Source organism: Acinetobacter sp. AL9 (genome assembly GCF_041464035.1).
GTDB classification, from domain to species: domain Bacteria; phylum Pseudomonadota; class Gammaproteobacteria; order Pseudomonadales; family Moraxellaceae; genus Acinetobacter; species Acinetobacter towneri.
In genome coordinates, this window is record NZ_JAYFSK010000088.1 from 1 (window position 1) to 6,649 (window position 6,649).

Here is a 6,649-nt window from a genome sequence, read left to right on the forward strand (position 1 = left end):
TAGCAAGAGTGAACCACCTGATCCCTTCCCGAACTCAGAAGTGAAACCTCTTCGCGCTGATGGTAGTGTGGGGTTACCCATGTGAGAGTAAGTCATCGCCAGCTCATTATTCTAAACACCCTCAACTCACGTTGAGGGTGTTTTTTATGAGGGAAAGAAAATACTAAGAAGAAAAGTAGAAAAAGAAAGGAAAATAAAACCATCTGAGGATGGCTTTAATTCAACGGGTATTGGCTACTTTATTAAGCTAGTAAGTCAAAATTAAAGTGCATCTTTTAAGTTTTTTTGGTGCTGTTTGACTTGTTTCGCGTAGCGTTTACCTTGCTTTTTCATTTTTCGATTACTATTGTAGCCAGTAGGTCCCACATTGTAATAGGCCAAAGCTTTAGGCCATTTACCCGACTGATTTTTATAATGATTTAAAATAAATGTACCACAGTTGATATTGGTATGTTCATGGAATAAATCGCCAGGACAAGTCTGCTGCCAATAACGTGGAATAATTTGTGTGAACCCAACTGCACCTGAAGGTGAAACAGCATAGGCACGATAATTCGATTCTTGTCTAATAACTGCAGCGACAAGCAGAGGATCAACATTATGTTGTTCTGCACTTTGTACAATGATTGGTGCTACACGATTTGCTGTATCAGGATGCACAGCATAAGCCTTTTGGATCCCTGTAGAAAGTTTAGCTGAGCGTTTTGCAAGAGAGCCACCTCCTAGTGGAGAGCAGGCTGCTAACGTTAAAACAGTACAACCAATACTGAATATTTTTATAGATGGATATTTTCTAAATGCATTAAAAATCATATTAAAACTATATCTGTCATTTTGGCGTATGTGAGTATATATACTGATTTTGAGGTGAGCGATTGGTTCAGTCAAGTGAACTGAAGATTTGAATTGTATCGTGTCAGCATAATACAGAGGTTTCGTTTTGTTTTATCGAATGATTGGATAAACCAATGGAGTCTGATCTATCCTTAGGTTTTAATAATATGTCAAATTGATGACAAGTTTTTTATTTAATATAAACTATTGGAATAGAACAAATAAACTGCAATTTTAAGATAAAAGTACGTACAATATCGACTTTTTAGCACTTTGAAAATTGCTTATTGCACAGGGAGTAAGTGTGTTAGAAGTCTTTGTACAATTATGTGGTGGTATTGGCCTATTTTTGATTGGTATGACCATGATGACGGACAGCTTAAAAGATATGGCAGGGGAAACCTTGCGTATTTGGTTGTCTAAGTTCACAGGTTCACCCATTAAAGCTGTGCTTTCAGGCATCGGTTTAACCTTAATTGTACAATCTTCTACAGCAACGACTTTAGCCACAATTGGTTTTGTCAGTGCGGGTATTCTTACTTTTGCTCAGGCAATTGGTGTCATTATTGGCGCGAATATTGGCACAACCAGTACGGGTTGGATGGTGGCATTTTTAGGTGTTAAATTTTCCATCACCAGTTTTGCATTACCTTTGCTGGGTTTGGGTGCAATGCTCAAATTATTTAGTCAGGGGCGAGTTGCATTATTTGGAATGACATTGGCAGGTTTTAGTCTGATTTTCCTTGGCATTGATATGTTGCAAGTTGCCATGTCAGGTTTTGCTGAACGTGTCGATTTATCAGTATTTTCAAGTAGATCTTTGATTGCGCAACTCAGTTTGGTTTTGGTCGGTATTATCATGACCATTCTGTTGCAATCTTCAAGTGCTGCAATTACCGCGACCTTAGCAGCATTGGCCAGTGGTGCGATTGATTTGCAACAGGCTTTAGGTTTGGTGATTGGACAGAATATTGGTACGGTGGCGACAGCCATTATTGCTGCAATTGGTTCAACTGCAAATGCCAAACGTACTGCAGCGGTTCATGTGATTTTTAACATCATTTCAGCCATTTTTGCTTTTATTATTTTAAAACCGTTATTTCTTGAGCTAACACAAAATCAACGTCTTATGGCAACATGGGACAATGTGGTGATTGTTGCTGCATTTCATACAGCATTCAGTATTTCTGGTACTTTGATTATTTTGCCTTTTATCCGTCAGTTCGAAAAACTGATTATGAAAATTATCCCAGATCAAACTCAATCGGTTTTATGTTATCTCGATCAAGCGAGTTTATCTGTGCCCGCCTTGGCTATTCATGCTGCATCAAAGGTGATTTACCATAGTTTGTATGACGTTTTGGTGATGCTAAAACTGGCTATCCAAGAGGGAAGATTACCTTCAAAAGTACGTTTATTACAGCTAGATGAAGTACTCATTCAAGTCCAACGCTATTTGGAAGAAATGTCGATTTCAGAAAATGAAGCCGATCAACAGCGTTTAATGGCGATGCTTCGTTTGATGGTGTATTTACGTGTTTTACGAAGTGATTTGGAAAATATTACTTTAGCAAAAGAAATACGCACCCAACCTGCAATTTATCAAGTTGGCTTAGATTTTGTACAAATTCTTGATGAACATCTAAAAGAAATGGATGATTTTGATGTGCATAAACATGTACTAAGTCTAAATACCGAATTATCTAATTTGAAAAAATGGACAGAAGATCAACGTGCCGAAAACCGTGAAAAAGTGCTGCAATATATTGCCGTGAATCAGCTCAATGCTGCGACAGGTTTAGAGTTGTTGGCGGCACAACGTTGGTTGGATCGCGTGATTGCGCATGCACAGCGCTTAGCTAACGTGTTGGTTGAAAATTCACGTAAACCAAGTTAATGATTTTAGGCTATTTTTTCGATAGTTACTTTTATATTTAAAAATGGCCTAAGCGAATTCACTTTTAATCTCAATCAAGCGTATAATTTGAGCATCGTTTTTTACAGTATTTTTTCAATGACTCCAGCAGCTAAACTTTTAAAAGCCAAGAAAATTCAATTTTCTATGCATGAATATGAACATGATCATAATGCTAAAAGTTTTGGTTTAGAAGCTGCGGAGAAGTTAGGCTTAGATGTCACAGAAGTATTTAAAACTTTATTGGTCAGTGATGATAAGCATTATTTTGTGGCGATTTTACCTGTCCATTACCAATTAAATCTTAAAAAAGTTGCGGCTGCTTTTCAGTGTAAAAAAGTACACATGGCTGATCCTAAAGATGCTGAGCGTTTGACAGGTTATTTGGTTGGAGGCATTAGTCCAATCGGGCAGAAGAAACAACTGAAAACAGTGATTGATGCATCCGCTCAACAGCTTGCAACTATGTATGTGAGTGGAGGGAAGCGTGGATTAGATATTGGTTTAACACCAAGCGATTTGGCAAAAGTTTTAAATGCTAATTTTGTAGATATCGTAGATGCATGATATGTTGCAATTTACATTGAATGGCGTCCAAATTAAGCAATAAATAGGGTAATTAAGAACTCGTATTGATGATTTTTTAACAAAATAAATTTTAGGTTATATTAATGAAAGTTAAGAAATTCTGAGAGGTGCAGTATGGGTAAGCGTCTTAAAGACTACACAATCGAAGATCGAAAAGCTCGTCCAATGTGTCCAGCTAAACCCATTGACTTTGGTGATGATGAGACTACCAATCGCATTATGTTAGATGCTGCTAAACGTGTAATTCGTCGGCATAAAAAAGAACTTATTGCGCTTGCTCACAAATGAGTCTAATGCCCTCAACTTTTGTCGTTGCTGTCTATTTTGATATATCTTTATTACGTTATGAGGCAGTCATTTAGAATGACTAAATTTTCTGCCTTATGACTTAATATCAGCCAAAAACTTGCGAAATCTCTCTCACATCGCAAACATAGACGAATAGTCAGATGAAGTTTACAAAACTTACAAGAGAATAGTTGAATAATAATTACAATAATATATTATAAAAACATATATTGTTTTGGGTGTTCAAAATGCATGATTATCTGCTGGCATTAATCGGTGGTGGATTGCTTGGTCTTGCAGTCGTGGGCTATTTATATGTTCATGGTCGTATTGCAGGCATTAGTGGTTTACTGGCTCAAGTGTTAAATCCGCAAACGCTGTTCAAAACGCCTGCATTGTGGTTTGTGTTAGGTATTTTCATTGTGCCTTTTTTCTATGGCATCGTGGCTCAACCTAAAGTTGAATTGAATGCAAGCCCATTGATGATGATTGTGGCGGGATTGTTGGTTGGTTTCGGTACTCGTTTGGGTTCGGGTTGTACCAGTGGACATGGTATTTGTGGCATGAGTCGTTTATCTAAGCGCTCCATTGCAGCAACAGCTACCTTTATGTTAGCTGGCTTTATTACCGTTTATGTTATCCGCCATATCACAGGAGCATTCTAAATGAAAAATTTCTTAGCCTTTGTTTTCGGTGGTATTTTTTCAGCTGGATTGATTCTTTCTGGTATGTCGAATCCTGAAAAAGTTTTAAACTTCCTCGATCTTTTCGGTACATGGGATGCAAGTCTGGCATTTGTTATGATGGGTGCAATTGCGGTTGCCTTTATTCCATTCCAAAGAATTATGCGCCAAGCTGAACCAAAAACCATTTTAAATGAACCAATTGATTTGCCTAAACAAACTCAAATTGACTCTAAACTGATCACAGGTAGTTTTATTTTTGGTATCGGTTGGGGCGTTGCAGGAATTTGTCCAGCGCCAAGTCTAACCTTGATTGGTTTAGGTTATTATCAAGCAATCTATTTCATTGTTGCAATGTTGGTGGGGATTCTCATTCATCGTAAGGTTGCAGGAGCATAAGATGCACGCAGATATTCAGCATTTTTTTGATGAAAATACTAATACATTCAGTTATGTGGTAAGTGATCCTGTAACGCGTCAATGTGCCATTATTGACAGCGTGTTGGATTATGACCCTGCATCTGCGACTACTTCAACAATTCATGCCGATGAAATCATTGCTTACATCCAAAAAAATGAATTAACGGTTGAATGGATTTTAGAAACGCATGTGCATGCCGATCACCTGACAGCTTCTCAATATTTAAAAGAGCAGTTGGGTGGTAAAATTGCCATGAGCCATAAAATTTCGATTGTGCAAGAAACATTTAGTGCTATCTATAACTTGGATATCAAGTATTTCAATTCACATCAATCATTTGATTATCTGTTTGACGATCATGAAACTTTTACGATTGGTGAATTACAAGCCTATAACATCCCTACACCGGGGCATACGCCTGCTTGTTTAAGCTATGTGATCGGTGATGCTGTATTTGTAGGTGATACTTTGTTTATGCCTGATTATGGTACGGCACGTTGTGATTTCCCGAAAGGCAGTGCAGGGCAGTTGTACGATTCTGTGCAAACGCTATACGCATTGCCTGAAGAAACACGAGTGTTCTTATGCCATGATTATCTACCAGAATCACGTGAACAATATGAACATGAAACACTGCTCAAAACTCAAAAAGAGCAGAATATTCATATTCATACAGGGGTAAGCAAAGCTGAATTTATTGAGATGAGAACTCAGCGTGATGCTACTTTAACGATGCCTAAATTGATTCTGCCATCAATTCAAATCAATATGGACGCAGGTAAGTTCCCACAACCTGAGGCCAACGGCATTCGTTATTTGAAGTTGCCTTTGAATTATTTTAAATAAAATTTTAAGAAAAGTTCATCTTGTATGTTATTGCTTAGGTTTATACAAATAGCCTAAGCAATATTATAAGTTTCACGATAAAAAGCACATATAAAATTTGATTTATAAACTCAAAACTCATTAAATAGATTAATCATTTGTATTCAAGTTTAGAGTCTATTTTATGTTATTAAATTATCAAATCACGCAAAATCAGCCTGAATCTACGTTGCCATCTTTGGTTTTTATTCATGGTTTATTTGGTAGTTTGAGTAATTTAGGCATGCTCGCACGTGCATTTCAAGAACAGCGCACCGTAATTCAATTAGATGTGCGCAATCATGGTAAGTCTGCGCATTGTGATGACATGAATTATGCAGCAATGGCACAAGATGTTTTAGAAACGTTGAACAGCTTGAATATCGAACAGTTTTCTGTGGTTGGGCATTCAATGGGCGGTAAAGTTGCAATGACTTTAGCTCCTCTGGCTGCTGGGCGTTTACAGCAATTGGTTTTATTGGATATTTGTCCTTTTGCTTATCCTGAAAATCGTCACGATCAAATTTTTACAGCCTTGTTTGCTGTGCAAGATGCACAAGTTGAAAGTCGCCAAGAGGCAATGGAAATTATGCGTGAGCATCTTCAAGAAGAAATGGTTGTGCAATTTTTGATGAAGTCATTTAGCAAAGGGCAATGGTTATTTAACTTAAATGCATTACGTGAACATTATGCAGAAATTTTGTCATGGCAGACGGTGCAGAGTAATGTAGATACTTTGTTTATTCGTGGTGGTAATTCGCCTTACATTGAAGCGCCTGAGCATTATGCCGCTATTCAAGCACAGTTTCCTCACGCAAAAGTTGAAACAGTTGCTCATGCAGGGCATTGGTTGCATGCTGAAAAAACCGCAGAAGTATTGGCATTAATGACTGAGTTTTTAGATTAATCTTGTCTAGTATTTTGCATCATTGGTAGTGTTCAAAAAACTGTGTCATTTCCTTAAACTGTTAAAAACAGGAATGATGCATTATGGCAACTACATTTGATTTTGAAACAGCCTTAAAACAACTCCAGTCAGGACAAGCACTGACTGGA

General features: G+C 37.5%; 8 protein-coding genes and 1 rRNA gene. 8 read left to right on the forward strand and 1 reads right to left on the reverse strand.

Annotation, left to right across the window (positions count from 1 at the left end):
* Positions 1 to 104 (forward strand): 5S ribosomal RNA (gene rrf / locus ACEO2X_RS12930); the annotation flags it as partial.
* Positions 105 to 261: 157 nt separating this feature from the next.
* Here rrf and ACEO2X_RS12935 read toward each other — a convergent pair.
* Positions 262 to 813, reverse strand: a complete 552-nt coding sequence (locus tag ACEO2X_RS12935) for a lytic transglycosylase domain-containing protein (protein ID WP_004973862.1) — start codon at positions 811 to 813, stop codon at positions 262 to 264.
* Between the two features lie 325 nt (positions 814 to 1,138).
* Between ACEO2X_RS12935 and ACEO2X_RS12940 the strand changes: the two genes are divergently transcribed.
* From ACEO2X_RS12940 to ACEO2X_RS12970, 7 genes are all read left to right on the forward strand, one after another.
* Positions 1,139 to 2,731, forward strand: a complete 1,593-nt coding sequence (locus ACEO2X_RS12940) for a Na/Pi cotransporter family protein (protein WP_371972114.1) — start codon at positions 1,139 to 1,141, stop codon at positions 2,729 to 2,731.
* A 117-nt stretch (positions 2,732 to 2,848) separates the two neighbouring features.
* Positions 2,849 to 3,316, forward strand: coding sequence for a Cys-tRNA(Pro) deacylase (gene ybaK, locus ACEO2X_RS12945; RefSeq protein ID WP_004973860.1), 468 nt, complete (start codon positions 2,849 to 2,851; stop codon positions 3,314 to 3,316).
* 135 nt (positions 3,317 to 3,451) lie between these two features.
* Positions 3,452 to 3,625 (forward strand): hypothetical protein, encoded by a 174-nt coding sequence (locus ACEO2X_RS12950; RefSeq protein ID WP_004973856.1) that lies wholly within the window; start codon positions 3,452 to 3,454, stop codon positions 3,623 to 3,625.
* A 248-nt stretch (positions 3,626 to 3,873) separates the two neighbouring features.
* Positions 3,874 to 4,290 (forward strand): YeeE/YedE family protein, encoded by a 417-nt coding sequence (locus ACEO2X_RS12955; protein WP_004973854.1) that lies wholly within the window; start codon positions 3,874 to 3,876, stop codon positions 4,288 to 4,290.
* The gene (locus ACEO2X_RS12960; RefSeq protein ID WP_004973852.1) at positions 4,291 to 4,707 is read left to right on the forward strand and encodes a DUF6691 family protein; all 417 of its coding nucleotides are present in this window, start codon (positions 4,291 to 4,293) and stop codon (positions 4,705 to 4,707) included.
* Between the two features lies 1 nt (position 4,708).
* Positions 4,709 to 5,575, forward strand: coding sequence for an MBL fold metallo-hydrolase (locus tag ACEO2X_RS12965; protein WP_004973849.1), 867 nt, complete (start codon positions 4,709 to 4,711; stop codon positions 5,573 to 5,575).
* 163 nt (positions 5,576 to 5,738) lie between these two features.
* Positions 5,739 to 6,500 carry an alpha/beta fold hydrolase gene (locus ACEO2X_RS12970; RefSeq protein WP_371972115.1) on the forward strand — a complete coding sequence of 254 codons (762 nt, stop codon included), beginning with the start codon at positions 5,739 to 5,741 and terminating at the stop codon, positions 6,498 to 6,500.
* Positions 6,501 to 6,649 lie beyond the last annotated feature (149 nt).

Bases quoted from the DNA above. Each gene is read 5' to 3' on its own strand.
- ACEO2X_RS12935 (WP_004973862.1), bottom strand. From the start codon at position 813: ATGATTTTTAATGCATTTAGAAAATATCCATCTATAAAAATATTCAGT.
- ybaK (WP_004973860.1), top strand. From the start codon at position 2,849: ATGACTCCAGCAGCTAAACTTTTAAAAGCCAAGAAAATTCAATTTTCT.
- ACEO2X_RS12950 (WP_004973856.1), top strand. From the start codon at position 3,452: ATGGGTAAGCGTCTTAAAGACTACACAATCGAAGATCGAAAAGCTCGT.
- ACEO2X_RS12955 (WP_004973854.1), top strand. From the start codon at position 3,874: ATGCATGATTATCTGCTGGCATTAATCGGTGGTGGATTGCTTGGTCTT.
- ACEO2X_RS12960 (WP_004973852.1), top strand. From the start codon at position 4,291: ATGAAAAATTTCTTAGCCTTTGTTTTCGGTGGTATTTTTTCAGCTGGA.
- ACEO2X_RS12965 (WP_004973849.1), top strand. From the start codon at position 4,709: ATGCACGCAGATATTCAGCATTTTTTTGATGAAAATACTAATACATTC.
- ACEO2X_RS12970 (WP_371972115.1), top strand. From the start codon at position 5,739: ATGTTATTAAATTATCAAATCACGCAAAATCAGCCTGAATCTACGTTG.